The organism is Pantoea sp. ABR1s, from assembly GCF_057812235.1.
In genome coordinates this window covers 1162758-1187796 of sequence record NZ_CM173823.1, presented here as the reverse complement: position 1 = coordinate 1187796, position 25039 = coordinate 1162758, and the positions used below count along the sequence as shown (strand labels likewise).

General features: G+C 56.1%; 22 protein-coding genes. 5 read left to right on the top strand and 17 right to left on the bottom strand.

Translation table 11 applies throughout. The features are described 5' to 3' along the window. Positions 1-8: 8 nt before the first annotated feature. The 9 genes from ACXKZD_RS05590 to ACXKZD_RS05550 all read right to left on the bottom strand — a co-directional run bounded on the left by ACXKZD_RS05590 (position 9) and on the right by ACXKZD_RS05550 (position 13079). Positions 9-2360 (bottom strand): type VI secretion system Vgr family protein, encoded by a 2352-nt coding sequence (locus ACXKZD_RS05590; RefSeq protein WP_488981924.1) that lies wholly within the window; start codon positions 2358-2360, stop codon positions 9-11. Continuing rightward, positions 2357-5011, bottom strand: a complete 2655-nt coding sequence (gene tssH, locus ACXKZD_RS05585) for a type VI secretion system ATPase TssH (RefSeq protein WP_488981923.1) — start codon at positions 5009-5011, stop codon at positions 2357-2359. Before tssH ends, ACXKZD_RS05590 begins: the two co-directional genes overlap by 4 nt. A 302-nt stretch (positions 5012-5313) precedes the next feature. Further along, the gene (hcp, locus tag ACXKZD_RS05580) at positions 5314-5805 is read right to left on the bottom strand and encodes a type VI secretion system effector Hcp (protein WP_033769751.1); all 492 of its coding nucleotides are present in this window, start codon (positions 5803-5805) and stop codon (positions 5314-5316) included. 4 nt (positions 5806-5809) lie between these two features. Further along, positions 5810-7522: an OmpA family protein gene (locus ACXKZD_RS05575; RefSeq protein WP_488981922.1), complete on the bottom strand. Its 1713-nt coding sequence runs from the start codon at positions 7520-7522 to the stop codon at positions 5810-5812. Next, the gene (gene tssL, locus ACXKZD_RS05570) at positions 7519-8208 is read right to left on the bottom strand and encodes a type VI secretion system protein TssL, short form (RefSeq protein ID WP_089415061.1); all 690 of its coding nucleotides are present in this window, start codon (positions 8206-8208) and stop codon (positions 7519-7521) included. Before tssL ends, ACXKZD_RS05575 begins: the two co-directional genes overlap by 4 nt. Beyond that, the gene (tssK, locus tag ACXKZD_RS05565; protein WP_488981921.1) at positions 8205-9545 is read right to left on the bottom strand and encodes a type VI secretion system baseplate subunit TssK; all 1341 of its coding nucleotides are present in this window, start codon (positions 9543-9545) and stop codon (positions 8205-8207) included. Before tssK ends, tssL begins: the two co-directional genes overlap by 4 nt. Positions 9546-9562: 17 nt before the next feature. Continuing rightward, positions 9563-11110, bottom strand: a complete 1548-nt coding sequence (tssC, locus tag ACXKZD_RS05560) for a type VI secretion system contractile sheath large subunit (protein WP_475009723.1) — start codon at positions 11108-11110, stop codon at positions 9563-9565. Positions 11111-11143: 33 nt separating this feature from the next. Continuing rightward, positions 11144-11644, bottom strand: coding sequence for a type VI secretion system contractile sheath small subunit (gene tssB, locus ACXKZD_RS05555; protein ID WP_010671384.1), 501 nt, complete (start codon positions 11642-11644; stop codon positions 11144-11146). Positions 11645-12209: 565 nt separating this feature from the next. Continuing rightward, complete coding sequence (locus ACXKZD_RS05550; protein WP_022624178.1) at positions 12210-13079, bottom strand: helix-turn-helix domain-containing protein; 870 nt, start codon at positions 13077-13079, stop codon at positions 12210-12212. 179 nt (positions 13080-13258) lie between these two features. On the opposite strand from ACXKZD_RS05550, the gene ACXKZD_RS05545 reads away from it, so the two are divergent. Continuing rightward, positions 13259-14158 (top strand): DMT family transporter, encoded by a 900-nt coding sequence (locus tag ACXKZD_RS05545; protein ID WP_488981920.1) that lies wholly within the window; start codon positions 13259-13261, stop codon positions 14156-14158. Positions 14159-14194: 36 nt separating this feature from the next. On the opposite strand, the gene ACXKZD_RS05540 is transcribed toward ACXKZD_RS05545, so the two are convergent. Further along, positions 14195-14428: a hypothetical protein gene (locus ACXKZD_RS05540; RefSeq protein ID WP_010257893.1), complete on the bottom strand. Its 234-nt coding sequence runs from the start codon at positions 14426-14428 to the stop codon at positions 14195-14197. Between the two features lie 285 nt (positions 14429-14713). On the opposite strand from ACXKZD_RS05540, the gene ACXKZD_RS05535 reads away from it, so the two are divergent. Continuing rightward, entirely contained in the window at positions 14714-15940 is a 1227-nt protein-coding gene (locus ACXKZD_RS05535) for an L-lactate MFS transporter (RefSeq protein WP_022624176.1), read from the top strand. Between the two features lie 38 nt (positions 15941-15978). Here the strand turns inward: ACXKZD_RS05535 and ACXKZD_RS05530 are convergent, their stop codons facing one another. The 5 genes from ACXKZD_RS05530 to ACXKZD_RS05510 form a co-directional block, all read right to left on the bottom strand. Further along, the gene (locus tag ACXKZD_RS05530; protein WP_187511717.1) at positions 15979-16854 is read right to left on the bottom strand and encodes an SMP-30/gluconolactonase/LRE family protein; all 876 of its coding nucleotides are present in this window, start codon (positions 16852-16854) and stop codon (positions 15979-15981) included. Positions 16855-17366: 512 nt separating this feature from the next. After that, positions 17367-17648, bottom strand: coding sequence for a putative periplasmic lipoprotein (locus ACXKZD_RS05525; RefSeq protein WP_033758553.1), 282 nt, complete (start codon positions 17646-17648; stop codon positions 17367-17369). 274 nt (positions 17649-17922) lie between these two features. Next, entirely contained in the window at positions 17923-18729 is an 807-nt protein-coding gene (locus ACXKZD_RS05520) for a hypothetical protein (protein ID WP_033758555.1), read from the bottom strand. A 9-nt stretch (positions 18730-18738) separates the two neighbouring features. Continuing rightward, complete coding sequence (locus tag ACXKZD_RS05515) at positions 18739-19191, bottom strand: universal stress protein (RefSeq protein WP_010257878.1); 453 nt, start codon at positions 19189-19191, stop codon at positions 18739-18741. 7 nt (positions 19192-19198) lie between these two features. Beyond that, positions 19199-19984 (bottom strand): IclR family transcriptional regulator, encoded by a 786-nt coding sequence (locus tag ACXKZD_RS05510; RefSeq protein WP_010257875.1) that lies wholly within the window; start codon positions 19982-19984, stop codon positions 19199-19201. A gap of 149 nt (positions 19985-20133) precedes the next feature. Between ACXKZD_RS05510 and ACXKZD_RS05505 the strand changes: the two genes are divergently transcribed. From ACXKZD_RS05505 to ypdK, 3 genes are all read left to right on the top strand, one after another. Next, entirely contained in the window at positions 20134-21732 is a 1599-nt protein-coding gene (locus ACXKZD_RS05505) for an MFS transporter (protein WP_060680687.1), read from the top strand. A gap of 2 nt (positions 21733-21734) precedes the next feature. Beyond that, on the top strand, positions 21735-22763 hold the full coding sequence (locus tag ACXKZD_RS05500) for an HlyD family secretion protein (protein ID WP_010257869.1): 1029 nt from the start codon (positions 21735-21737) through the stop codon (positions 22761-22763). Between the two features lie 202 nt (positions 22764-22965). Next, positions 22966-23040: a membrane protein YpdK gene (gene ypdK / locus ACXKZD_RS05495; RefSeq protein WP_099257831.1), complete on the top strand. Its 75-nt coding sequence runs from the start codon at positions 22966-22968 to the stop codon at positions 23038-23040. 51 nt (positions 23041-23091) lie between these two features. On the opposite strand, the gene alaC is transcribed toward ypdK, so the two are convergent. Both alaC and ACXKZD_RS05485 read right to left on the bottom strand, forming a co-directional pair. After that, positions 23092-24324, bottom strand: coding sequence for an alanine transaminase (alaC, locus tag ACXKZD_RS05490; RefSeq protein WP_488981919.1), 1233 nt, complete (start codon positions 24322-24324; stop codon positions 23092-23094). Between the two features lie 117 nt (positions 24325-24441). Then, a complete protein-coding gene (locus ACXKZD_RS05485; RefSeq protein ID WP_488981918.1) occupies positions 24442-24966 on the bottom strand; it encodes a GNAT family N-acetyltransferase in 525 nt (174 codons plus the stop codon). Positions 24967-25039 lie beyond the last annotated feature (73 nt).

The window sequence follows — 25039 nt, the reverse complement described above, 5'->3', positions numbered from 1 at the left end:
ACTCCATGTCAGGAAAAGCTGAATTTGCGGGAAGGTTCGGTGGTTTCCTGGGCAATGCTCGGGAATTGTTCGGGGTTGTTAGCCTTCTCTTTGCGCCCGTAGAACCCGGCTTTTGTCCGGTACTCACCCAACGTGGCAGATTCGATACCATTGGCATCCAGGTTGATATAACTTCCGCCGCCATTGATCACCACACGCTTATTTGCCGTAATGTGGATCTCATCCTCAGTGCTGGTAATACTGAATTCCCCACGCGCCACCAGTTCCATCAGGTCGTTCTGCGCCTGTATTTTTACCGGTCCCTGATTGGCGATCAGCTTGATCCCCAGCTTGCGGACAAACACGCTCAGGGCATTACCCACCCCGATAAACAGATTTTTCACCACGCTGACGTCTGCATTTTTACCAGCAGTGGCTATCAGGTTCTGACCAGCAGATACCTGCAGATGCTGTCTGCTGGTCAGCGCCATTCCATCCGGCGCACTGAGCAGCAGTACTGATTTTTTGAGGTCTGTCAGTTGCTGTTCCAGTAGTTTGATCTGCGCCTGGAGATCGGCCGGGTTCGCGGTCGCCTTCTGCGCGTCACCGGAGATGGATGTCATCTGTTCCCGGGCATCACCCAGATTGCTGACCGCCGGCCCCATCTCCAGCACCTGGCCCTGCGCCTTCGCCTGACCGTCCGCCGAGATAAACAGCCCTTTCTGCGCCCGTATTGCGCCCCAGCTGTCGGTCCGGAGCTCAAAGCCCTCGCCGCGCTGTTGCTTTTCGGCATCCACTAAATGACCCAGGTTCAGTTGGCTTTTGCCGCCGTACTCGGTGCTGACCTTGATGTGCTCTTTCCCGCGCTCATCATCGAGGCGGATTTTGTTGTTCGCAGGCGTCCGCAGGACGTTACGTTTGTAGTTTCGGATAGTGACATGGTCACCGTGCGCCGAGTCGTGAAGTACGCCGGAAATATACGGTCTGTCCGGGTTACCGTCCTCAAAGCCAATCGCCACTTCGGTGCCCGACAGCAGCGGCAGGTGCAGGCCGTAGGTATCACCGGCATACGGGCGGGACTGACGGACCCACAGGCTCTCGAACCCGGTATCCCAATTATCACGGTCAAACAGCATGTTGACGCGATAGCGGCCGTCTTTATCGATGTGGCCGTAGGTATCGTTCTCGGTGGTGCTCGTGACGCGGGCAGGCAAGGTGCCAGCCATCACGGGGCGTAACCCAGGCTCAGGACGGAAACTAAAATCCGTGCTGTCCGGGATGCCGTCGAAGTTGACGCCAAAGTCTTCATCACGGCGCGCATGGCTGTGCATCGCCGTGACGACTACGCCCTGAGCAAACACATCTGCCACCTCGTACCCGCCGGTGACTTTCAGCACCTGCCCCGGAGAGAGGGTCGGACAGCTGGTAATGGCATGAGTCTGCGTCTGGCCATTCAGGTAGCGCTCATGACGAATGCGGGCATAAAACGCCCCGGACTCCGGGACCGGATTGCGGTCATAGGTACTGCCCGCTGTCAGATAGTTATCTCCCCAGTGGTAAGCCTCCCCACAGGTGGTGGCATCCCCGCGGGTCGCATCGACCAGGGTGTTCATGTCATTCGTGGCCTGGCGGTAGTTGTAATCACGGGTGCTGACCTGCTTCTGCACCACGCTATGATGGCTCTCCATGCCCCAGACCGAATCCACACCGTCAGAATGCTGCCCTGATGGCGGAACCGATGGCAGTGTCAGGCCTTTTTCATACCCCTGCGGACCGTCGTAAAACTCCACGACGTCGATGTTCAGGCGCGTATCAGTGGTAAAGCGGAACCAAATACCCACCTCACCCAACAACCGGGAAATAAAGTGCAGGTCATCCTCGCCGTACTGCATCACCTGTTCACGACGCGGGTACTCTTTTGCAAGCGAGAACAGAAAATCCTGACCGCGCATGTTGAGACGCTCGCGCAGGATTTTTTCCACGATTTGTGGGACCGACATATCCTGATAAATAGCGTTCTGATGCGAGCGGTCAAGTAGCGCCAGGCGTGGCTGGAGGGTCAGGGCATAGTGGGTTTCATCTTTTGAGGTATTGAGACGTTCAAAGCCGCTCACCACCCCCTGAAGGGTTCGCACGACCTGCTGCATTTTGATGCCGTAACCCTGATCAACCGGGGCCTGCAGCGTCAGGGAGGCTGCTTTCATCAGCATCATTTCTTTGCTGATGGCATGGTCAGAACTTGTGAATTCAATACGGTAACTGAACGGCGTGCTCAGGGCTTCATCGCCTTCAAACGCCAGTACATCAAGCTCTGCTTCACATCCCTTCACCGACAACTGGTGATGGTTGTGGCTGAATCTGATCGGGGGATTAGTGCTCATGCGTGCACTCCTTGTGTACGGTCAAACTCCAGCCCGATGCCCTCTTCCTCACTCCAGCTAAGGCATAGCGACTGTGGTTTCTGTTTCGCTGCTATGTGGGTCAGCAACTGCTGACTCAGCACCGGCAGGATTTGCTGGTTGAGCAGACTGTCGACGTTACGTGCACCGGTGTCCGGCAGCAGGCAGGCGGCGACCAGCGCGTCATACAGGCTCTCCTCAATCTGCGTGGTCAGGCCGTAGTGACGATGTAAGCGCTTGCTGACCTGTGCGAGCTTCATTTCCACGATGGTGCGCATGGCAGGCTCACTCAGCGGGCGGTAAATCACCGTCTGGAAGCGGGCCAGCAGCGCAGGCTGGAAGTGGTCGCGCAGAATCGGGCGCAGCAGTTCGTGCAGCTCGCCTTCGGTGGCGGCCGGCTGCTCATCCAGCAGCTGCATGATGTGGTCGCTGCCGAGATTGGAGGTCATCAGGATGACGGTGTTGCGGAAGTCGATTTCACGCCCTTCACCGTCGCGCATAAAGCCACGGTCAAACACCTGATAGAACAGGTTCATCACGTCACGGTGCGCCTTTTCCACCTCATCGAGCAGTACCACGCTGTACGGACGCTTGCGCACGGCTTCGGTGAGGATGCCACCCTGACCGTAGCCCACGTATCCCGGCGGTGAACCTTTCAACTGCGACACGGTGTGCGGTTCCTGGTACTCCGACAGGTTGATGGTAATCAGCGATTTTTCACCGCCGTACAGCACATCCGCCAGCACCAGCGCGGTTTCGGTCTTGCCGACGCCGCTCGGGCCGACCAGCAGAAAGACACCCTGCGGACCATTTTCTGAGGTGAGGCCTGTTTTCGCCGCACGCAGGCGCTGAGCGATGGCGGTCAGAGGAACATTCTGGCCTACCACTCGCTGGCCAATTTCGTTTTCCAGGGTCAGCAGGTCGGTCTGTTCGTCTTTCATCAGTGACGACAGCGGCACGCCGGTCCAGTCGGCAATCACGGTGGCAACGGTGCGTACGTCCACATCAACGGAAAGCAGCGGGTTGCTGTGCTGCATGCCCTTCAGCTCCTGTTGCAGCGTGCGCGTCTCGCTCCGACGGGAGATGTCCTGCCGGCTTTCCAGCAGTTGTCCGGTGAGTTTCAGTTCCTGACCGTACTGGGTTTGAAGCTCGTCGAGTGCAACGATGAGATCGTTCTCTTCCTGCTCAATGGCGGTCAGGCGTTCACCATGACTCTGAGTGCCGACGGCGATATCTTCCAGCAGCGCCTGCTTCTCCATTTCAAGAGAGGTAATCTGCGAGCGAATGCGGGTCAGCTGTTCCGGCACGGTATCGAGACTCATACGTACGCACGCGGCGGCGGTGTCGAGCAGGTCAACGGCCTTGTCTGGCAACTGGCGCCCGGTCAGGTAACGGCGGGACAGCGTGACCGCAGCGCGCACCGCATCGTCAGTGATGTGTACATTGTGGTGTTCGGCATAGCGGGATTTGAGGCCACGCAGCATCAGACACGCCGTCTCATCGTCCGGCTCGTCCACCAACACCCGCTGGAATCGGCGCTCCAGCGCGGCATCCCGCTCAAAATACTGCTTATATTCGGACCAGGTGGTCGCGGCAATGGTGCGCAGCTCGCCACGCGCCAGCGCCGGCTTCAGCAGGTTGGCCGCATCGGCTCCGCCCGCCTGGTTACCGGCACCAATGATGGTATGCGCTTCGTCGATAAACAGCAGAACCGGCACCGGCGACTGCTGAACCGCATCGATGACGTTTTTCAGGCGTTGTTCAAATTCACCTTTCACGCCTGCGCCCGCCTGCAACAGACCGAGGTCAAGGGTGCGCAGGATGACCGGTTTGAGGGATTCAGGTACGTTGCCCTCGGCAATACGCAGCGCCAGACCTTCGACCAGAGCCGTTTTACCGACACCCGGTTCACCGACCAGAATCGGGTTGTTCTTACGACGGCGCGAGAGAATGTCGACCATCTGGCGGATTTCGGTATCACGGCCGAACACGGGGTCAATCTTGCCCTCCTTCGCTTTGGCGGTGACATCCAGAGTGAATTTATCCAGCGCGTTCTGCAGCGCCAGGTTCAGCTCCCCGACGTTCAGCTCTGCACCAACCGGGCGGCCAACAAACTCCACCTCACCACCGTGATTCTGCGCAAGTTCCGCTTCCTGCTGCAGTTCCGCGCGTTCGTCCGACTGGGCATCAAGCAGCGGACGCAGACGTTCCAGCTGACCCTGGCCCAGCGTCAGCAGCGGCCACAGCCCGTCACAGCGAACCAGTTTCTGTTTGTAAATCAGCGCCATCAGTAGATGGATGCTGCGGATTTGTTCCTCGCCGTTAAGAGAAGCAATCAGCCAGGCTTCCTGCATCAGCGTCTGAATGGCATCAGACAACTGTGGACGTTGACGTACTGAACGCGGCTGTTTATCCAGCCAGGCAAGCAAATCCTGCCAAAGCTGGTCCATATCCCACTCATAGCGGCGGGCCAGCACCGTCAGGTCACCTTCCCCCTGTTCGAGCAGCTTCAGCAGCCAGTGCTCCGGCAAAATTTCCGCATGGGCGCGGGTCTGGCAGAGCGACGCCGCCCCTTCCATCGCACGGGCACAGTAAGGGTTCAGACGTCGCAACAGGATGGCTGGGTTTTCCATGAATCTCTCTCTTTGTCGGTTCCTGGACACGCTACCGCCCATCGCTGTTCCCGTTAAGGGGACCAAAGCGCATACGGTCAGGCTGGCAGTTTGTGGTTTTCTTTGCTGAAAGCCCGCGAGCTGCAGACGTTCAGCAAAACAGCGGAAAGGTCATCCCCCTCCGCTTAAAAACGAGGATTACGCTAAAGAGTTCGTGTCGCAGGAAGGCGGCAAGTTCGTAAGTCTCCGGGAACATAGATAACTATGTGACCGGAGCGAGCGAACGCAGCCAACGCACCTGTGGCGCGAAATATGACGCGTAATCAGGCGGTGGCGCGTTCGTTCCAGCTATCGGAATGAATGATGTTGCCGTCTTTGTAGGTCCAGGTGATTTTTTCGTAACGCAGTTCAATGCGCTCAAGGTGGTTGTGCTTCTCTTTAGAAGGATCCTTGATGTCATACATTTCAGGATTCACTTTCACCACTTTCACGTTTTCCAGTTTGGTGTTGAAGTACTCCACTTCCTGGCCCGCGTCGTTGATTTTGTACCACCTGAATTCCGCAGACTTGAGGGTCTGACCGGTGGTCACAGCCTTGTACAGGTACGGGCTGGACGAGTCGATTTCCTTGGTGAACAGGAACGGGGTGTGGATACGGGTCCCGGTCAGCTTGCCAGTGTTGTTGTCGGTCGGGATGTACAGGTTATGCTCCTGCGCCACCACTTCGATGCTGCCATCACGATCCTGAACGTCCACGGACCCTTTAATGTCCGCGCCGCCGTCGTCTTTCAGCCAAAGATAAACAGGAATTGCCATGGAATTACTCTCCATTGTGTTGTGATGCGCCATCATCCTGCGATGACGCTGAGGGTTGGCCCGGTATCTGACAGGCATTGGCCTGCGGTACCAGACTGATTTCGACACGGCGGTTGAGCGCGCGCCCTTCCGGGGTGTCATTGGTTGCGATAGGACGGCTTGCGCCATAACCCTGCACCGCAAAACAGCTTTCCGGCACGTCACCGGTGTCACGCATCCAGTCGCGCACCGCTTCGGCACGTTTCTGAGAAAGCGTCTGGTTCAGTTGCGGATTGCCGGTGTTATCGGTGTGGCCAGCGACCACAATCAGCCAGCCTGGCTTCGCCTTGATACCGACCAGTGAGTTCACCAGCATTTTGGTGGAGCCAGCCTTCAGCATGGATTTGCCGGAATCGAACAGCGACATACTGTCGAGGCGGACAATTTTCGGTACCGGTTTGGGTTTCGGCTGTGGTTCAGGCGGCGGAGGCGGTGGCACATAAGAGCGGATCGCATCCAGCACAGGCATTCGCAGACGTTCCCCCTGATACAGACCAAGGCCCATACGCGCCGGTACGCCATTGCGCGCCCAGCCATCCAGCTCTGCCGCATCGTCACGCAGGACGGCAACGGCGTCGGCTTTTGGGCCGAAATCATGCATCGGGATACGGTCATAGCGGGCAATGTCGAAACTCACACGCTTCAGCAACTGACGATTGTTCCAGCCACTACTGAGCAGCGCAGCAATGGCCGCCAGCGTGAAAATACCGAGCGCACAGCAGAAGGCTCGCCCACGCGGCGTGACGCCTCGCCCTTCGGGCAGCAGCGGCAGGATAAAATCCGGGAAGGGGGAGATAACCGTACTGTCCGTTCCTGACGGCTGCCAGCCCGCTACCTGCTGCATCGCAGTTTGACGGGAAAGCCATGCAGTCCAGGCAGATGTGGCCAGACTTCCGGCAAGGATCGGTCCCATTCCCCACAGCACCGCGGCAGGCGCAATAACAGGAACGTCGGGATTCTCATCCATAAAGACAGCCTGGACGTGCTGATGGAACCAGCTTATCAGGCTGTTCATCAGCACCTGTTGCTGCATCGCAGGCGGCCCATTGGTGGTAACCCATGCAGCGATTGAACCCGGCGCTGAAGATTCACGCCAGACCCTCACCCCTTCACCCGGGATAGCCGCTTGCCAGAGCAGATCATTCATCATCGCGCTGCCAACCTGACCATTCAGAACCAGCGGCACAGAATGGCCCGTCTCTTTACGCAACTGGCTGATTTGCCATCGCAGGGCCAGCAGACGGCTGGTAAGCGTTTCGCTGTCGGCGTGTGTCTGCGGACAGACGCTGACCATCACCGACAGCTGTCGACCCCAGTCAGGTCGCAACCCCAGTACCTGGCGGGCTGCCTGCTCCAGATCCTGATGATCTTCCACTCGGATCCAGCAACCCTGCGTAACCGTAAGCACCGGTGACTGCTGCATACATTCCAGCGGCAGATCGCCACAGACCAGCACCACGGGCTGACGGTAAGTGGCTTCCGGAAGGTCATCCAGACGCAGGGTGACGTCATGCTCCGCACGACGACTGGCGACAGTCCGGAACGCCAGGATAAGCCCCAGAACGGTAAGCAGAACAAGTACAGAAACCAGACTGGATAGCGGCAGGAAGCCCAGGCAGACCACTGCACTCAGCAGGGCGGCCCACAGCGCAAGCCCGCGCTGCTGTGCAGGACTCATTTCACGGCCCCCGGTAACAGGGTCGCCAGCATCTGATCCAGCCAGTGATCCAGTCCCCACCAGAGTGCGGTGACCACCACCACGCTCAGGCCGATACACACGGGCCATGACGTTAGCCAACCACCCATTCCTCGTCCGGTACGGCTTTCTGCCAGTATCGGGTGAGTCTGCGGATAGCTGAACGGCGTGACATGTTCACTGAGCGCGTTGACGAGTTTCTGGCGCTCCGGATCATTCAGCGAGCGGAAACTGCCGAGGAACCCCAGCATCATGACCCGCTGGAAGCAGGTCACGACAGCATGGTCAGGCGCCGGTTCACGCAGCACGTCGCGCATCCGATCGCACAGCGTATCACCGGCGTCCATGGTGCCGAGGAAGTGCCCCTGTAGGGGAATGTCATACCACTGCACGCAGGCATCATCCTCCACACCGCGACCTTTTACGGCTTCATCAAGCAGCGCACACTGTGCAGTGAGAATATGCTGACAGCTGGCTTCATCGAGCTCGCTCGCTTTCAGATCACGCTGCACACGCTCAACATCAGCAATGCAGCGCTCCCACAACGTGCGCCCTTCTCCATCCTGAAACGTCGGACCGTGACGCAGGCTGATCACCTGCAGCCAGGTGTCCTGCAGCAGGGCATCAATATCAATGGACGCGGCCGCGCCGCGTTTGCGCTCACTCATGTTCTCAGTACCGCAAAGAGTTCAAGTTCAGGCTCGCCGAGCATGCCCGGCACGTAAAACATACAGGTTCCACCCTGGAGCATTTCGGTAGCCAGAGGATGAGAGACGTCCAGGCTGAAATACTGGTTTTCCAGACGCAGTGGAATAGCGGCCGGCACATGACGCAGTGGCGTCAGAGGGACGCCCACCCGCGATGAATTGACGATACCCCTGACATGATCCGGACTGCCGACCTTGCACTGGCGCGGGAACTGTTCCTGCAGCTGTGCTACCGGCATCGGTGAACGTACGGAGAGGTAGTAATCGGCCCCTTCGCGCAGGCGTGGGTCATGCAGACGGGCCTGCCAGAAGTGAAGCCGGGCATCATGCTCAAGCTCAATCGCCACCACCCGCGACGGCAGGCTGGCTTCCAGCAGGTCACCCAACAGGTCAAAGAGCGGCGGGAAGACGTTATTCAGTTGCTCATGCTGCCAGACAGGAATAGCGCTCACTTGGTGTTCCAGCGAGAAGGTCAGCAGGCTGCCCGCAAGGCGTGCCAGTTCCGGGTACAGACGCTCCGGTGGACTTTGCGGGTGACACTGAAACTGTCCGAGCAAGGGTTCTGCGCTGTTCAGGGCATTGAGCAGCCAGAACAGAGACACATCAGCCACGGCAAAATCGGCCATGCGCTCGTTACTTTCACGACGCATGTCCATCAGGCGGCTCAGACGGGCACGCAGTTGCGTCATCAGTTGTTCCAGCTGAGTTACCAGCCAGCGACTGCTCTGGATGGTAAGGAGCGGAGGAAGAAACGTCTCATCCAGTAACCACGCCCCCTGTGAATCCTGCTGCAGGCGGGCGACCGGACAGGTCAGGTAATCACTGTTGTTCTGATGGGCGAAACGCAGCGTCAGCTCTGGCTGCATCACCGCAATCTGGCGGGTATCGTCCCCAAAGGTGTTGCGGACATCCCGCCAGCGCTGGCGATAACGCACAGGACGCTCGGCCACCTCATCGGGTTTGAGGCAGTTGCCGCCATTTGCCCGCAGTAGTGGAAGCGCCAGAACCACCACCACTTCCTGTGATTCGCCCTCAAGCGCCAGCACCGGCGGCAGGGAGTCGGCATTATCCGTGTCGATAAGCGTGCCGTCGGGGAAACGGATGTGCAGATGACGGGCCTGCAGACGGCCCAGTTTCAGTGCATCCGGTTCGAAAGTGGCCTCAATCATCCCCCAGGGATGGGAGAGGCCCAGTCGGGCAATGCACTCCGCAGACCAGGCCACGTACGCGGCCTGTTGCTGGAAGTGCTGGGGAGAGACCATAACGCCCCTGCCCCATAATGGTTGTTCCGTTTTCATTGGCTTCCTGCCTTAGCTTATGACTTGGCTTTCGGCATCTGGGAAACCAGCGACAGATTGACGTCCATTCCTTCCACCTGAAAGTGCGGCACGGCATAGAGCTTCACACGGAAGAAACCCGGGTTATCCTCGATATCCTCCACCGTCACTTTCGCGTCGCGCAGCGGGTGAGAAGCCTGCAGCTCGTCGCCCGGATCGGTCATTTCAGTCACCAGACTACGAACCCAGGTGTTCAGCTCAAGCTCCAGCAGACGACGGTCCTTAGTGGTCCCGATATTTTCCCGCTGTATAAGCTTCAGGTAGTGGGCAATACGCGACAGCAGGAAGATGTACGGCAGACGCGCATTGATGCGGCTGTTGGCTGTCGCATCTGCGGTGTCATACAGGGCTGGTTTCTGGGTCGAGTTCGCCGAGAAGAAGCACGCGTAGTCGCGGTTCTTGTAGTAGGAGAGCGGAATAAAGCCGAGATTGGCGAACTCAAATTCACGGGTTTCCGGGATCATCACTTCAGAGGGGATTTTCACCTGATTGCCGGTGCCGAGGTCATACAGGTGGATAGGCAGATCCTGAACGGCACCACCGGCCTGCGGGCCACGGATTTGCACACACCAGCCGTTATTGATAAAGCTGCGCACCATGTTGGATGCAAAGGCGAAGGATGCGTTGGCCCAGAGGTATTTGTCGTGATCCGGGCCTTTCACTTCTTCAACATAGTTGAAGCTGCGCACGGGTACGGTATCCGGGCCATACGGCAGGCGGCCCAGCACACGCGGCATCACCAGACCGATATAGCGGGAATCATCCGTCTCACGAAACGATTTCCACTTGATGTACTCGGCACGGTCAAAGTAGTTACCGATATCCTTGATGGCGGCCACTTCCTCCATGCTGTCTTTCAGGAAGAATTTCGGGCCGGCGGAGCCGATAAACGGCATATGCGCAGCAGCAGACACTTTAGAGATGTTGCGCAGAAGCGTTACATCCTGAGCGGAAGCATCAAACTCGTAGGCGGAAATCAGCGCGGCAATCGGCTCTCCACCCGGGGTGTCATACTCATCAATATAGGTATGCTTATACAGTCCGCTCTGGATAATTTCCGGGCAGTCTTCGAAGTCCTGTCGCAGGTCTTCTTTGGACATATCCAGCAGTTCAACCTTCACGTTCTGACGGAAATCGGTTTTATCGACCAGGGATTTCACGCCGCGCCACAGACTTTCTACCGCCTGGAAGTCCTCATGGTGCATGACAGCATCAAGCTGACGGCTAATCTGGTAGTCCAGCTCAGCGATATGATGGTCAATCAGGTTTTTGTCGAGTTTTTCAACTTTTGAGCCCGCTTTTGTCAGGCACTCCAGGAACACCTGCATCCCGGCCGTTAAACGCTCATCCGCAGTCGCATCCGACATCGCCTGCGCATCCTGCCAGATATCCAGTGCACTGAGTTCGGAGACCGGGTTCAGATTGATTTTTTTAAACAGAGACGCATAAACCCCACCAGCGGCCGGACGTTCCAGCACCACACTCTCGCCACCCGCGGCATTCTCATTTTTTAGAGACATCAACATCTTCCTTATTAATCCGTTAAAACATCCTGACCGTTATGGCTGTTTAGGGGCCAGAGCAGACAATTCAGATCTGAGTTCTGCGCTTAATGCCGGGTCGAGCAGAATTTTTTCAAGCTCTTTCCGGAAAGCCTGATTGTCCAGCAGGTTAGCTTTTAAATCGCGAAGCAGATTACGCATGGAAAGCATCGCCTTCAGCTGAGGTATCTGCCGGGAAACCTGCTCAGGGGTGAAATCCTTCATGCTCTGGAATGTCAGATTGATATTGTCTTCGCTACCGTCACCGGCAAGCGTGTTTTTAACGGTGAGATTTACTTTTGGGGAATATTCGGAAAGTACTGAGTCAAAGTTATTTTTGTTCAGATTAACTTTTTTGCGTTCAGAGAGTGGCGCGGACTCCTGACCATTACTGAAGTCGCCCGCCACCAGTAATTTCAGGGGGAGTTCGGTTTTCTTGCTCGCCCCGCCCGTATGCAAATCAAGTTTTAAATTGATACGTGCCTTGGGTATTTCGGACTGAAAGGAAGAGTTAGACATGGCTGTCCCTGTTCTATGGAGTGATAGAAACCGCCACAGCCAGTGTCAAATATTAAGAATGGCTTACCCTGCCATAAAACATTCCTGCTATTAAACATTCAATGAAAAGCAGGACCTGCGGTCAGAAGCGAGTACATTCCATTTACTGGCGATATGACGCGATGAAAGAGCGTAAATCCTGAATTTATTTTTCAGATAAACACCCATGGCGCGAGTTTAGAAATAGTGGGTCAGCTAAAGGAAATGATAATATGTAACCATATGTAACAAAGTAACCTTGCCAGAAAATATCTTATACTGATCTGATATATAAGATTTTTCTTAAGATTTCGGCTGTGAGGCGCATGATAGCTGGGACTAAAAAATGTTTCAGTGAATAGTTCATTGCGGGATTGAGCAGAGAAATTACCCAATGCTAAAAAGTGCGGTTCATGCTTTTTTTACAGGATAGCGGCAGAAAGTGAAAACGAGAGCTAACCCAAACGGGTTAGTTTTTATAATAAGTTATGTTAATGATTTGTGGCACTGTTATACGCTGCTAATGTGCCTGTTGCCGCTAAGAAGTTCATCGACTTTCCCGACGACACGCCGAGGGCGTCATACCATAAACCTGCCGGAAACGATGGCTGAAGTGGGCTGAAGAGTGGTAACCACACTGAAGGGCAATATCGGTCAGCGTAAGATCGGGCCGCTCAAGCAACATCCTTGCACGATCCATACGACGGCGCATCACGAACTGGTGTGGTGCCTCGCCAGTGGTGTGACGGAACATGCGGGCAAAGTGAAACTCACTCAATGCCGCTTCCTGCGCCAGCACAGACAGGGTTAAAGGCTGATCGAGATGGGTTTCAATAAATTCCAGAACCCGCCGTAATACAGCGGGAGCCAGTCCACCCCGTACCTGGGGCAGTTGCCACTTAACTTCGCTGTAGTGCTGCAGCAGATGGGTCAGCAAGAGTGTTGATGCGCTGCTCAGCGTCAGCTGGCTGGCGGGCTGTTGCCAGTCGCTGCTCAGCAGAAAGTGTCGATAGAGCTGGGTAATGCGGTCATCAACAGAGAAGATTTTCTCATGCAGGTTTAACTGCGCCGGACTGCGGTCCCAGACCCGTTCGGCCAGTTGCCGCAGCTGGTTCTCGCTGCAATAGAGATGAACAAAGGCGAGATCGGCACGCAGATCCCAGGTTGATTCCGTGCCTGCCGGCATCAGACAGAAGCGGTCCGGTGCGCCACCGTTACGCCAGCCATTCGGGGTTTTATGCCAGGTATCGTAGCCGCCCGCCACGTAAAGGCTCAGCGTGTGATGGTCGCTGAGGTTTGTCACGCGATCGCCACTATTAAACCAGGCTGCCAGCTGAATGCCGCTGTGAAGCTGCACCTGATCGCGCAGTTGTGCTTTGTGTCGTTGCAGCATGTCAAAGGTCTGGAAGCGACTCATCGGGGTATCAGTTCAGATAAACAGAGTGCCAGTTTACGGATTGCGCGGGACAGAAAACAGAGCACATCGGGACAGAGAGTAAAAATGCGCAAGATTTTGCAAACCCTGCGCAATCCGCTGCAAGACCAGGGAGCGTTGCGGGTGCAGACTCGGCGTTTTTTTCGGTGGAGAATCTGGTAATGAACCTGTTTTTGTATCTCTCAGTCGTGCTGATCTGGGGCACGACCTGGATTGCGATTTATGCGCAACAGTCTGCAGGCATCAGCGCCGTAACCGTCGCTGTCTTCTGGCGTTTTTTGCTGGCCTCACTGGTCATGTTATTGCTGCTAAAGCTGATAAAGCGTCAGCACAGGCTGACGCTGCAGGATCACCTTTTCTGTGTGCTGCAGGGCTGTTGCGTTTTTGGCTTTAACTTTGTCTGCTTCTATTACGCCTCTGGCTATATCAGCAGCGGACTGGAGTCGGTCATTTTCTCTATGGCTGTGATGTATAACGCCATTAACAGCTGGATATTTTTCCGTCAGCGCCCTTCCGCACGTCTGATTCCGGCGATAGTGCTCGGCATGGCGGGTATTGTTGCGTTGTTCTGGCACGATCTGCGCAGCACTCAGGCCTCGGCCGGCTTGATGTGGGGCATTGGGTTAAGTGCGCTGGGCACCCTGGGATTTTCATTCGGCAATATGATCAGTCAGCGGCATCAGCGTCTGCAACGTGACGTGCTGACAACCAACAGTTACGGCATGTTATACGGTGCGCTGATCATGGCACTGGTCTCGCTGCTGCAGGGTGTTTCGCTGCAGCCGACATGGAATACACAGTGGTTTGGGGCATTGATCTATCTGGCTATCGTGGGATCGGTGATGGGATTCGGGGCCTATTTTACGCTGGTGGGACGTATCGGAGCCAGTCGGGCTGCCTATACAACGGTGCTGTTTCCGCTGGTGGCGCTGGCACTCTCTACCCGTTATGAAGGATATGAGTGGAATGCCAGCGCCATCCCTGGCCTTGTCATGATTTTACTGGGCAATGTCGTGATGTTTGCCCGTTGGCCGGCAAGTCGCCGCCGGATAATCATCTGACGCGGAGGCGGGCTGAGGCCCGCGTCCGGATGGGCGTTATGCCCACTGCTGCTGAAGGAGTTTCTGTGGTTTATTGATCGCTTTACGCGCAATCCAGTAGAGCAGAACACGCTCATCGTCACTATCACGATCGGCCATCGACAGCAGTTTTAATGCCAGCGTCGATTTGGTCACAGGCTGTTGTTCTGTACTGAGTTCAATCACCGCCTGACCGATGATGCAGCAAACTTCATCCTCACTGGTGCTGGATTCATATGTCCGGTCTTTCATATTTCCTCCTGATAAGTGAACTCTTAGCCTGGCAAATAATCTGTAAACCTGCTCACAGAATCATCTGATTGAAACATTATCTTACGGCTAATTACGCTTAATCATTAAGCTGCCGTTTAGCTTACTTTTGACGCGACGTTGCCAACCCCTCCCGATACCATTCATACCGCCTGAATGGCATTTCATTCCCCAATCCGTTCCGTTCATGCCTTTACTGCTCACGCGCGCGAATCACTGCTTTATTCTGACCGCAGTTTCCAGATTCCCGGATGGGAGAGAAAAATTATGAACCAGACTCAACAGGCTTCTTACCAGCGTGCTCGCTGGCTTACATTGTTCGGAACGGTAATCACTCAGTTCGCGCTGGGGTCAGTCTACACATGGAGTTTGTTTAACGGCCAGCTGTCACAGAAGCTGGATGCGACGGTCAGTCAGGTCGCTTTTTCGTTTGGTCTGCTGAGTCTGGGGCTGGCTATTGCCTCCTCGCTGGCCGGTAAATTACAGGAACGTTTTGGCGTACGCCGCGTCACTATCGGGGCGGGTGTGCTGATGGCGCTGGGTTTCTGGCTTACCGCGCATGCTAATAACCTGATGATGCTCTATTTCAGCGCCGGGCTGCTGGTGGGCCTGGCCGATGGCGCAGGTTACCTGATGACGCTCTCAAACTGCGTGAAGTGGTTTCCGGAGCGCAAAGGGATGATCTCTGCCTGTGCGATTGGCGCTTACGGTCTTGGCAGTCTGGGATTCAAATTTATCTGCGGGGCGTTGCTGGCAACGGTGGGTCTGGAGCAGACCTTTATGATCTGGGGCGTGCTCGCGATGTCGATGATTATCCTCGGTGCACTGCTGATGCGTGATGCCCCACTTCAGGATACCGGAAGCAGCACGAATGGTCAGCAACATGCGCGGGATTACACACTGGCACAGTCGGTGCGTCTGCCTCAGTACTGGATGCTGGCGCTGATGTTCCTGACAGCCTGCATGAGCGGTCTCTATGTGATAGGCGTTGCCAAAGATATCGGCGAAGGGCTGGTGCATCTGACTACGCAGACCGCTGCCAGTGCGGTAACGGTGATTGCGATTGCCAACCTGAGTGGCCGTCTGGTGCTGGGCATACTGTCTGACAAAATGATGCGCATCCGGGTTATTTCACTGGCGCAAATCGTGTCGCTGATCGGGATGAGCGTGCTGCTGTTTACCCGAATGAATGAGATCACCTTCTTCCTGTCACTCGCCTGTGTAGCCTTCAGCTTTGGCGGTACCATCACGGTATTCCCGTCGCTGGTCAGTGACTTTTTCGGCCTTAACAACCTGACAAAAAACTATGGTCTGCTCTATCTCGGATTTGGTATCGGAAGCGTGCTGGGCTCACTGGTCGCCTCGCTGTTTGGCGGGTTCACCGTCACCTTCAGCCTGATTATGACGCTGCTGGTCATCTCCCTGTTCCTGTCACTCACCATCCGCTTACCACAGAGTTCTGTTACAGCAACACCTGTATTGCAACGTCATTAACCATCACGACGGGCCGCGCCAGAGCGGCCCGTTCACGTTTAGCCGCGGAATCGCGGCTCTGCCATGCCCGCCACCGAGACGTCCACCGCAAAGATATCGCCTGACTGCGGATAGCGCGCCAGCTCCTCTTCGGTGCGATCTTCCCGTGAACTGGTAATAAACAGCGTTTTAAGATCGGCGCCACCAAAGGCCACCATGGTTGGCCACTTCACCGGCAGCAGGATCTCATCGACGATTTCGCTGCTCTGGGGATCGATGCGTACTACGCGACCGCCATCAAACTGTGCGGACCAGTAAAATCCTTCGCTATCCACTGCGGCACCATCCGGCAATCCACCTTTAGCGTCGAAACGGCGGAACAGGGTGCGTTCGCCCGGTTCGCCCTGCGCGTTTAATGGATAGCGATAGAGCGCTTCATTCGGCGTGTCACTGTGATACATCCAGCGCCGGTCGGGAGAGAAGGCCAGTCCGTTGGAAATTTTAATGTCACGCGCCTTGACCTCCAGCTTCATGTCAGGCGTCACGCGGCACAGCAGCCCGCCATTTTTGTCCTGCGGTTCCCACAGGCTGCCGCACCAGAAATTCCCCCAGGGATCAACGCGGCCATCATTAAAGCGACTTTGCGCAGCCACACCGGGATTCTCTGCGATCTTTCTCTCTGGCTTACCCTGCGCATCCAGCAGCCAGACACCGCCACGCAATGCTGCTATCAGACCGCCCTGCTCACGCAGACCGATGCATCCCACCTCTTCCGCCTGCGGGAAGGTTTGCAGTTCACCGCTGACCGGATCAAAACGGTGAATGGCGGGTGCCAGAATATCGACACAGTACAGCACCTGTTCTTCCACTGACCAGAGCGGGCATTCGCCCAGTTCAGCCTGTAAAGCCAGAATATTTTTAACGTCATGCGCCATGTTTCTCTCCCATTGAACTGACATGCTAATAATGTAGTTGTAAAAACTTTCAAATGAGAATTATTTTCGCTTGATTTTGAGACTATTCTCTTTGATAGTATTTACTATTCAGTTCATTCTTATTTCTTTATTATTCTCCGCTGCAAAACGCAGCACTCTGAAATATTCCGTCATACCTTCTTAAATAACTCTACAAAGCCTGCATCTTCACTCCACTTTTCCAGCGTAGTGTCATAGTCATTGGAAAAGAGGAGAAGCTTCCGATGAAGAGATTAATTAAAGTCGCTTCGGTGGTTGCGCTGATGACCTTATTAAGTGGTTGTATCATCAGCCCCAGACACGACAATGGCTGGCACCGCGGGGGTGGCGGCGGATATCATGGAGGCTACTATGGAGGTTATCACGGTGGGTATCATGGCGGTCACCATCGCCGCTAACGGGCAAAGATGTCACACAGCATAAAATAAAAGCATTAAACTTTAAGGGCGGGATAATTATCCCGCCCGTTTTATTTAGCTTTTCACAGCATAATTACACTGGAACCATGCTTTCTGCAGTCCCGGAATATGACTCTCCTGCGCAGGTAACGCCTCGACTTTATCAAAGCCTTTATTACTGCAGTAATTCGCCAGATCAATATTCATTGCATCACGATTGACCTTTACCGGGTCAAAACGGTACTGCACGGTATTTGAGCCTGGATCTTCATCTACACGTTCAAACGCCCCGGGTTTGCTGGCAGTACATCCACTCAGCAAAATCAGCGCTAGTGCGCCGGTTATTAGTTTTTTCATTTAGTTATCCTCACGTTGCCGCGCAGTTTATGACGCAGCATGCCGCGCATCCATAGGATTAATGCGCGAAAGTTCAAAACTTGAGAAGCTTTTACCGATTAATGTAATACGATTAAACGGCTATCACTATCATGCACGGCGTGACAAGATGCATTCAGACAAAACGAAGACTGCACCACACCAGGAAATGCCAAAAATAAAAATCTGTTCCTCTCTTCCCTGCCCGCGCTTAGCGGGCTTTTTTTCGCCCGCTATTCCGCTGCTCCGCTGCCGCTTACTGGCCAGTCAGTGCAATCATTCTACGTAACAGGTTAGCGGCGCGCTTGTCAGGTAATGCCAGAATCGCACTGTAGAGATCAATCGACATGGCACACAGCGATGAGCGATCAACCGCCGTGTCGGCAGGCATATTCAGCTGCTGCAGCTTATCCCCCCACTGCTGATAAAGCCGGGCGACAATCTTTTGCAGATCATCCTGCGCCAGCGCCTTATCCAGTGGCTGATCGGGCAATGGACTGTTCAGCAGCAGCTGCTCCATGGCATCCGCCTCTTTGCGATTCAGTGACGGCGGCAGCGTGGTCAGCAGATTGATGCCGCCACTCACCTGCGGATAGAGATAACGGAAGCAGAGGCCCGGATCGATTTGGTTCAGCGCCCGCATCTCTTCAACCGAGACGCTGATATAGTTGACCACCGCCGCGTCAGTTCCGCGCATCAGCCGCTGATTAATCACCTCAATCAGCCAGCCACGTAGCTCGCCCGTCGCCTTCTCAGCTGGCTCCCCCGCCCGGATGCGCCGGGTCAGCTCCTGGGTCAGCAACAGCCATAACGCCGGTTCCTGAGCCTGCAGCACCCGATAACCGGGCATCTTTGCCAGTTGATTTACCGCCTGCTCACGCTGACTGGCCTGCAACTGATGCGGCGCAACCCAGCTGAACCAGAGCAGGTTTGCCAGTATCAGAGGCAGCAGAAAGATGATCAGCCCCTGCCACAAACGCAGCCGGGTGGTTTTGATCAGCACAATAACAATCAGCGCCAGCAGCGCAAACGCGGCCAGCGTAATAAAAAGCAGAGCATTCATGCGGCGGGATTAATCCTTACGCACATCGATCAGCACAGGACAGTGAGCGCGCTCAATAACCGATGCGCTGACCGAGCCTTTTAACAGCCGATTCAAAGAGGAGAGATGGCGACGTCCCATGATAATCATGCTGGCCTTAAGCTGTTGCGACTGGGCAACGATAGTATCTGCCGCGTCACCCGCCAGAATCATGCCCCGCGCATTAATACCCGCGCGCAGTAACGGTGCCAGTGCATGGCGCACCACCATTTCTGCCGTATTCTGCTCATCCTGCGCAGCCACAAAATCGGCCGGATCTTCACCCGCATCGATTTCCATTGGCTGATTACAGGAGGAGTAAGCGGGATCGACGCAGCACAGCACGACCACCTCGGCGCGATGCGCCAGCGCTTCTTCAATGGTTAAGGCGACCACTTTTTCCGCTACCGGAGAGTGATCAATGGCCATCAGCAGGGTTTTCATCGAATGCTTATCCTTCTATCGCGGCGACTTTGCCGATTTCACGCACCAGTGCCTCTTTACACTTCAGCATCTCGTCACGAAAACGGGCTTCGTGTCGCAGAAAACGTGCAGAAGGCACCAGCAAAGAGACAGAAAAACGACCAAACAGCGTATCCAGCGCAAACGCCATGGTAGAGATACCTTCCAGCGTTTCACCGCGATCCACGGCGATACCGGTTTCGCGCACTTCCCTGATAAGTTGCAGCAACTGAGGCAGCGTTTTCACCGTCATATCGGTTAACTCCTGCCAGGCGTCGCCAACGATCGTCCGTACATCTTTTTCACACTCCAGCGCCAGCAACGCCCGTCCACCGGAGGTGCTGTAGAGCGGCAGATTGAGTCCCATATGCGGAACCACCCGAAGCTCACGCGACGCCACCACGTGGTGAATAATCGCCAGCTGACTGCCGCTGGCGCGCGCCAGCGAGACGGTTTCATTGGTGTCGGAAGAGAGTTTTTCCAGCAGCGGACTGACCAGATCAACCACATCGGTATGTACGCTGGAGATCAGTTTTAACAGCGCCGGCCCCAGACGCAATCCGCCCGCCCCGCTGCTGCGCACCAGCTCTGCGCTGTCGAGCGCGGCAACAATACGCTGCACCGTTGAGCGCGGCAGTTCGACCGCCTGAGCAATCTCACCGAGGCTCATGCCGCCGGGCTGTTCGCCAAGCGCATTAAGAATTTTTGCCGCACGGGCAATGACCTGTATACCGCCCGTTTTTTCATCCTCGCGGCTGGAGGGTTGATGTGCCATAGCGTCGTCCTGTTTGAGCTGCCTTACTGTAGCGCGAATGCCGCACTTTTTACAGCCTGTACCACATTGCAATACAGTATACCGGGATGTAATATTACGACCTGTATCACATCGCAGTACACTGCATCATAATAACGAGATCGCCTGCAATGAACGCTAAGCCTGCCACCGCGCCGGCCCCTCATCCTTTTACACTGCGACTGGCACTCGGATTAGTCGGCGTGCTCATCGCCGCCCTGACCTCCGGGCTGAACGATCGCGTCAGTGATATCGCGCTGGCCGATATCCGTGCCGCGATCGGCATCAGTTACGATCAGGGTAGCTGGATTATCTCTGGCTATCAGGCGGCAGAAGTAGCCGCCATGATGATTGCGCCCTGGTTTGCCGTCACCCTGTCGCTGCGGCGTTTTACGTTAGGCGTGTCGGCGGGATTTATGCTGACCGGCATTCTGCTGCCGCTGGTGCGGGATCCGACGCTGTTTATCAGCCTGCGCGTATTGCAGGGCCTGTTTGGCGGCGCCTTACCGCCAATGCTGATGACGGTCGCCCTGCGCTTTCTGCCGCCGCCCTTTAAACTTTTTGGCCTGGCGGGCTATGCCCTGACTGCGACGTTTGGCCCCAATATGGCGGCCTCGCTGGCCTCGTTGTGGACCGATCACGTCAGCTGGATGATGGTGTTCTGGCAGGTCGTGCCGTTGATGCTGATCGCTATGCTGCTGACAGGATGGGGATTGCCCCAGGATCCGCTGCGACCGGAACGCTTTCAGCAGATCGATCTGTTCGGCATGGTGACCGGCTGCAGTGGTGTTGCGCTGCTGATTCTGGTGCTGACCCAGGGTGAACGCCTCGACTGGCTGAACTCGCCACTGATTACCGGTATGTTGCTCACCGCGCTGCCGCTGCTGCTGGTTTTCCTGATTAATGAGTGGTTTCACCCGCTGCCGCTGTTTAAATTGCAGATGCTCCGACGGCCAAATCTGGCGCATGGCTTGCTGGGCCTGGCCTGCGTGCTCATCCTTGGGCTTTCTGGCTCCGCGCTGCCTTCGGCCTATTTTGCTCAGGTCAGCGGCTTTCGCACCCTTGAGTTTGCCCCGCTGGCGCTGGCGGTGGGCCTGCCGCAGCTGCTGATCGCACCGCTGATTGCGGCCCTGCTGAATATCCGCTGGATCGACTGCCGCTGGATGTTGACGGCGGGCGTCGGACTGCTGGTGACCTCCTGTCTGCTGGGCACACAGATCACCAGTGACTGGGCGAGACAGAATTTCTGGCTGCTGCAGATCCTGCAGGCGTTCGGACAACCGATGATTATTTTGCCGATACTGATGAGCGCCACCAGCGTTGTGGCCCCGCCAGAAGGCCCGTTTGCCTCGGCGATGTTTAATACGGTGCGCGGCTTTTCCAGCATCGCTGCCTCTACGCTGGTTGAGGTTTTCCTTTCGCATCGTGAGCAGTTTCACTCCAGTGTGCTGATTAATCAGGCGGCCAGTCGCAGCTGGCTGATGACAGCGCCGACAGCCAGTCAGGCCAGCAGCAGCTTGCCGCTGTTGCCGGATGGCAGCATCAGCGCCGCCGGTAATCTCAGCGGATTCGCCACCCTGGTCAGGCATCAGGCCACGATCCTTGGTCTGAGCGACAGCTGGCTGATGCTGACCGGCTTTGCCGCCTGCCTGTTATTGCTTACCGCCATCCTGCCAAAACGGGTGTGGCCGCCTCAAACTTTGATTCAAAACCCTTCCCGGAATAACTGAATATGCGTGCTTTCGAAATGAAAAGAACCCTGCTGCTGAGTCTGTTGCTGCTGGTGTTACTGGCCATCGCTTTTGTGGTCTGGTCACTGATGACCGGCAACGATCACCGCACCAACGACGCTTACGTCAATGCGGACTACACCCTGGTGGCACCGAAAGTCTCGGGCTACATCAGCCACGTGCAGGTGCAGGATAATCAGCAGGTCAAAGCGGGTCAGCTGCTGGCGACGCTGGACGATCGTGACTATCGTGTGGCGCTGGAGAGTGCGGAGGCTGACCTGCAGGTGAGCCAGGCGAAACTGCTGAGCAGTCAGGCACAGCTGGAGCAGCAGCAGTCGGTGATTGATCAACAGAAAGCCAGCGTCGCGGCCAGCGAAGCCTCTGCGCAGTATGCCGGTCAGAGCGCCGATCGTTATAACCGCCTCTATAAAAGCGGTACCGTGGCAGCCGACGATCAGCAGAAAGCCAGCTCAAACCAGCGCTCGGCGCTGGCAGCCGTGCATCAGAGTCAGGCCGCGCTGGCGTCGGCAGTAAAACAGGTGGGGGTGTTACAGGCGGCGGTGCGTTCTGCGGAAGCGGATGTTGCAGCGGCGAAGGCCAGCGTCGATCAGGCCAGGCTGAATCTCTCCTACACGCGCATTACTGCGCCCGTTGACGGCATGGTAGGTCAGCGCTCGGTGCGGACCGGCGCGTACGTATCAGCCGGCACCCGTCTGCTGGCGGTGGTGCCACTGCAGCAAACCTACATTACCGCTAACTATCTTGAGACGCAGTTAAGCGATGTGCGTCCCGGCCAGCGGGTGCGGATCCGGGTGGACGCCCTGCCGGGCGAGACCTTTACCGGTCATGTGGACAGCATCGCACCGGCCACCGGCGCAACTTTTTCGGCGATCTCTCCCGATAACGCCACCGGCAACTACACTAAAGTCGTTCAACGTCTGCCGGTGAAAATTGTGCTGGATGGCGACCAACAGCATCTGGCTCAGTTACGTGTAGGCATGTCGGCGATCCCTGAAATCGAAGTGCCGTAAAATTGTGAGCAATATCTCAGAACGGACCTATTTCATTTGGGGAGGATTACGCGTAAATTAGCGCTCGATCCTGTTCTGAGTTATTCAGATCAACCCGGAAAAGAGCAGACCATGACTGTAAATGGCGATCTCTTTTCCACATCTGTTCGCGTTGCACTGGTTTGGGATCGCCATCATCGTAACCGCTCAGAGGAGTTGCTTTGTGAAATATGCCTTGATGGGAATATCTTTTTTCGCGTTACTTTGGTTCGGAACCTTTGTTCTGCTGCTGAAGTAATGGCGTGACAGTGCCGCCACGGGGCGACCCCTGAGTCGCCCCTGCTGGCTGTCAGCGTTCTTCTTCCATTTTTATGCTGCCTGGCAATATGCCATCGGCACGAAACATCGCTTTAATTCCCCGTACCGCCTGACGAATACGATCGCTGTTCTCTATCAGCGCAAAACGCACGTGCGTGTCGCCATAGTCGCCAAACCCAATACCGGGCGAGACACAGACTTTCGCCTCCTGCAGCAGTTGCTTAGCGAACTCCAGCGACCCAAGATGTGCGTAATGATCCGGTATTTTTGCCCAGACGTACATTGAGGCTTTCGGGTTATCCACCATCCAGCCCGCTTCATGCAATCCTTTGACCAGCACATCACGGCGGCGTTTGTACTGCTCTGCGATGTCGCGCACGCACTGTTGATCCCCTTCCAGCGCCGCAATCGCCGCCACCTGCAGTGGCGTAAAGGTGCCGTAGTCATGATAACTTTTGATTCGCGCCAGCGCGGCGACCAGCTCTTTGTTGCCCACCATGAAACCGATGCGCCAGCCTGCCATGTTGTAGCTTTTTGACAGGGTAAAGAATTCGACGGCGACATCACGCGCGCCCGGCACCTGCATAATCGATGGCGCTTTCCAGCCATCGTAGACGATGTCGGCATAGGCCAGATCGTGGATCACCAGCACGTTGTACTGCTTCGCCAGCACAATCACCCGTTCGAAAAAGTCGAGCTCCACACACTGTGCGGTGGGGTTGGACGGGAAGCCAAGGATCATCATTTTTGGCTTGGGATAGCTCTCGCGAATGGCGCGTTCCAGCTCATTGAAGAAGTCGACACCCGCCACCAGCGGCACCGAGCGTACCTGCGCCCCGGCAATCACCGCACCGTAGATATGGATCGGATAGCTGGGATTGGGCACCAGCACGGTATCACCGTGATCCAGCGTCGCCAGCATCAGGTGCGCCAGCCCCTCTTTGGAACCGATGGTGACAATCGCCTCTGATTCAGGATCGATCTCAACCTGATAGCGATCGGCGTACCAGCGCGAGATCGCCCGGCGCAGGCGCGGAATACCGCGAGAAGTGGAATAACCGTGGGTATCGTCACGCTGCGCCACCTGGCATAACTTTTCGACGATGTGTGGCGGAGTCGGACCATCCGGGTTGCCCATTGAAAAGTCGATGATATCTTCGCCGCGCCGACGCGCAGCCATCTTCAGTTCAGCGGTGATGTTGAAAACGTAAGGGGGTAAACGTTCGATACGCGAGAAACGACGGGGTGTGCTGTTATCAGCCATGATGTCCTCTGGATTACGTAAGCGCCCGGACCGTCCGAGCGACGCGGGTCACTGTGGTGACCCGTTACGAACATAACGTGGCGAGGATCATTTTGTCGAGGGTGGCGGAAAATATTTTTATTTTTGCGGATTCAGCCGCCCCAGCAGCCAATCGTTCACCCAGCAGCCGTTCAGCAGATAATTATCCCGTAGCGTGCCCTCCAGCTGAAAGCCGTTTTTCTCCAGAATACGGCGTGACGCCCAGTTCCCTTCAATCACCATCGCTTTGAGTTTGTGGAAATCGGCTTCAAGCAAAAACTTGCACAGCGCAGCCAGGGCTTCGCTGCCATATCCCTGCCCACAGTGGCGATGCAGCAGCATATAGCCCACCTCCGCCTGACGGTATGGCTCCCATTCGGGGCTGCAGCCAAACAGGCCAATCGGCTCACCGTTGTCACGACGTCGCGCAACCAGGCAGAGCATATGAAAACTGCTCGCCTGCCAGGGGGCCAGACGCTCGGTGAAGCGCTGGCGGATATCCGCTTCATCGGGGATTTCGCTCACCCAGGTCATGGTGTTGCGATCTTCATGGACGGCACGAAACAGTTGCCAGTCTTCTGGCTGTAATTTACTCAGGGTTAATCTGGCGGTGACAAGTTGCATCTGCTGCTCCCGATGGGCGCGGTTTTCCAGCGGTCACTGGCGCACCTCATCGCGCAACATAGCAAAACGGCAC

What these genes read in the sequence shown, in the direction of transcription:
- ACXKZD_RS05590 (WP_488981924.1), bottom strand. Translation starts at nt 2,360, where the DNA reads ATGAGCACTAATCCCCCGATCAGATTCAGCCACAACCATCACCAGTTG.
- tssH (WP_488981923.1), bottom strand. Translation starts at nt 5,011, where the DNA reads ATGGAAAACCCAGCCATCCTGTTGCGACGTCTGAACCCTTACTGTGCC.
- hcp (WP_033769751.1), bottom strand. Translation starts at nt 5,805, where the DNA reads ATGGCAATTCCTGTTTATCTTTGGCTGAAAGACGACGGCGGCGCGGAC.
- ACXKZD_RS05575 (WP_488981922.1), bottom strand. Translation starts at nt 7,522, where the DNA reads ATGAGTCCTGCACAGCAGCGCGGGCTTGCGCTGTGGGCCGCCCTGCTG.
- tssL (WP_089415061.1), bottom strand. Translation starts at nt 8,208, where the DNA reads ATGAGTGAGCGCAAACGCGGCGCGGCCGCGTCCATTGATATTGATGCC.
- tssK (WP_488981921.1), bottom strand. Translation starts at nt 9,545, where the DNA reads ATGAAAACGGAACAACCATTATGGGGCAGGGGCGTTATGGTCTCTCCC.
- tssC (WP_475009723.1), bottom strand. Translation starts at nt 11,110, where the DNA reads ATGTTGATGTCTCTAAAAAATGAGAATGCCGCGGGTGGCGAGAGTGTG.
- tssB (WP_010671384.1), bottom strand. Translation starts at nt 11,644, where the DNA reads ATGTCTAACTCTTCCTTTCAGTCCGAAATACCCAAGGCACGTATCAAT.
- ACXKZD_RS05550 (WP_022624178.1), bottom strand. Translation starts at nt 13,079, where the DNA reads ATGAGTCGCTTCCAGACCTTTGACATGCTGCAACGACACAAAGCACAA.
- ACXKZD_RS05545 (WP_488981920.1), top strand. Translation starts at nt 13,259, where the DNA reads ATGAACCTGTTTTTGTATCTCTCAGTCGTGCTGATCTGGGGCACGACC.
- ACXKZD_RS05540 (WP_010257893.1), bottom strand. Translation starts at nt 14,428, where the DNA reads ATGAAAGACCGGACATATGAATCCAGCACCAGTGAGGATGAAGTTTGC.
- ACXKZD_RS05535 (WP_022624176.1), top strand. Translation starts at nt 14,714, where the DNA reads ATGAACCAGACTCAACAGGCTTCTTACCAGCGTGCTCGCTGGCTTACA.
- ACXKZD_RS05530 (WP_187511717.1), bottom strand. Translation starts at nt 16,854, where the DNA reads ATGGCGCATGACGTTAAAAATATTCTGGCTTTACAGGCTGAACTGGGC.
- ACXKZD_RS05525 (WP_033758553.1), bottom strand. Translation starts at nt 17,648, where the DNA reads ATGAAAAAACTAATAACCGGCGCACTAGCGCTGATTTTGCTGAGTGGA.
- ACXKZD_RS05520 (WP_033758555.1), bottom strand. Translation starts at nt 18,729, where the DNA reads ATGAATGCTCTGCTTTTTATTACGCTGGCCGCGTTTGCGCTGCTGGCG.
- ACXKZD_RS05515 (WP_010257878.1), bottom strand. Translation starts at nt 19,191, where the DNA reads ATGAAAACCCTGCTGATGGCCATTGATCACTCTCCGGTAGCGGAAAAA.
- ACXKZD_RS05510 (WP_010257875.1), bottom strand. Translation starts at nt 19,984, where the DNA reads ATGGCACATCAACCCTCCAGCCGCGAGGATGAAAAAACGGGCGGTATA.
- ACXKZD_RS05505 (WP_060680687.1), top strand. Translation starts at nt 20,134, where the DNA reads ATGAACGCTAAGCCTGCCACCGCGCCGGCCCCTCATCCTTTTACACTG.
- ACXKZD_RS05500 (WP_010257869.1), top strand. Translation starts at nt 21,735, where the DNA reads ATGCGTGCTTTCGAAATGAAAAGAACCCTGCTGCTGAGTCTGTTGCTG.
- alaC (WP_488981919.1), bottom strand. Translation starts at nt 24,324, where the DNA reads ATGGCTGATAACAGCACACCCCGTCGTTTCTCGCGTATCGAACGTTTA.
- ACXKZD_RS05485 (WP_488981918.1), bottom strand. Translation starts at nt 24,966, where the DNA reads ATGCAACTTGTCACCGCCAGATTAACCCTGAGTAAATTACAGCCAGAA.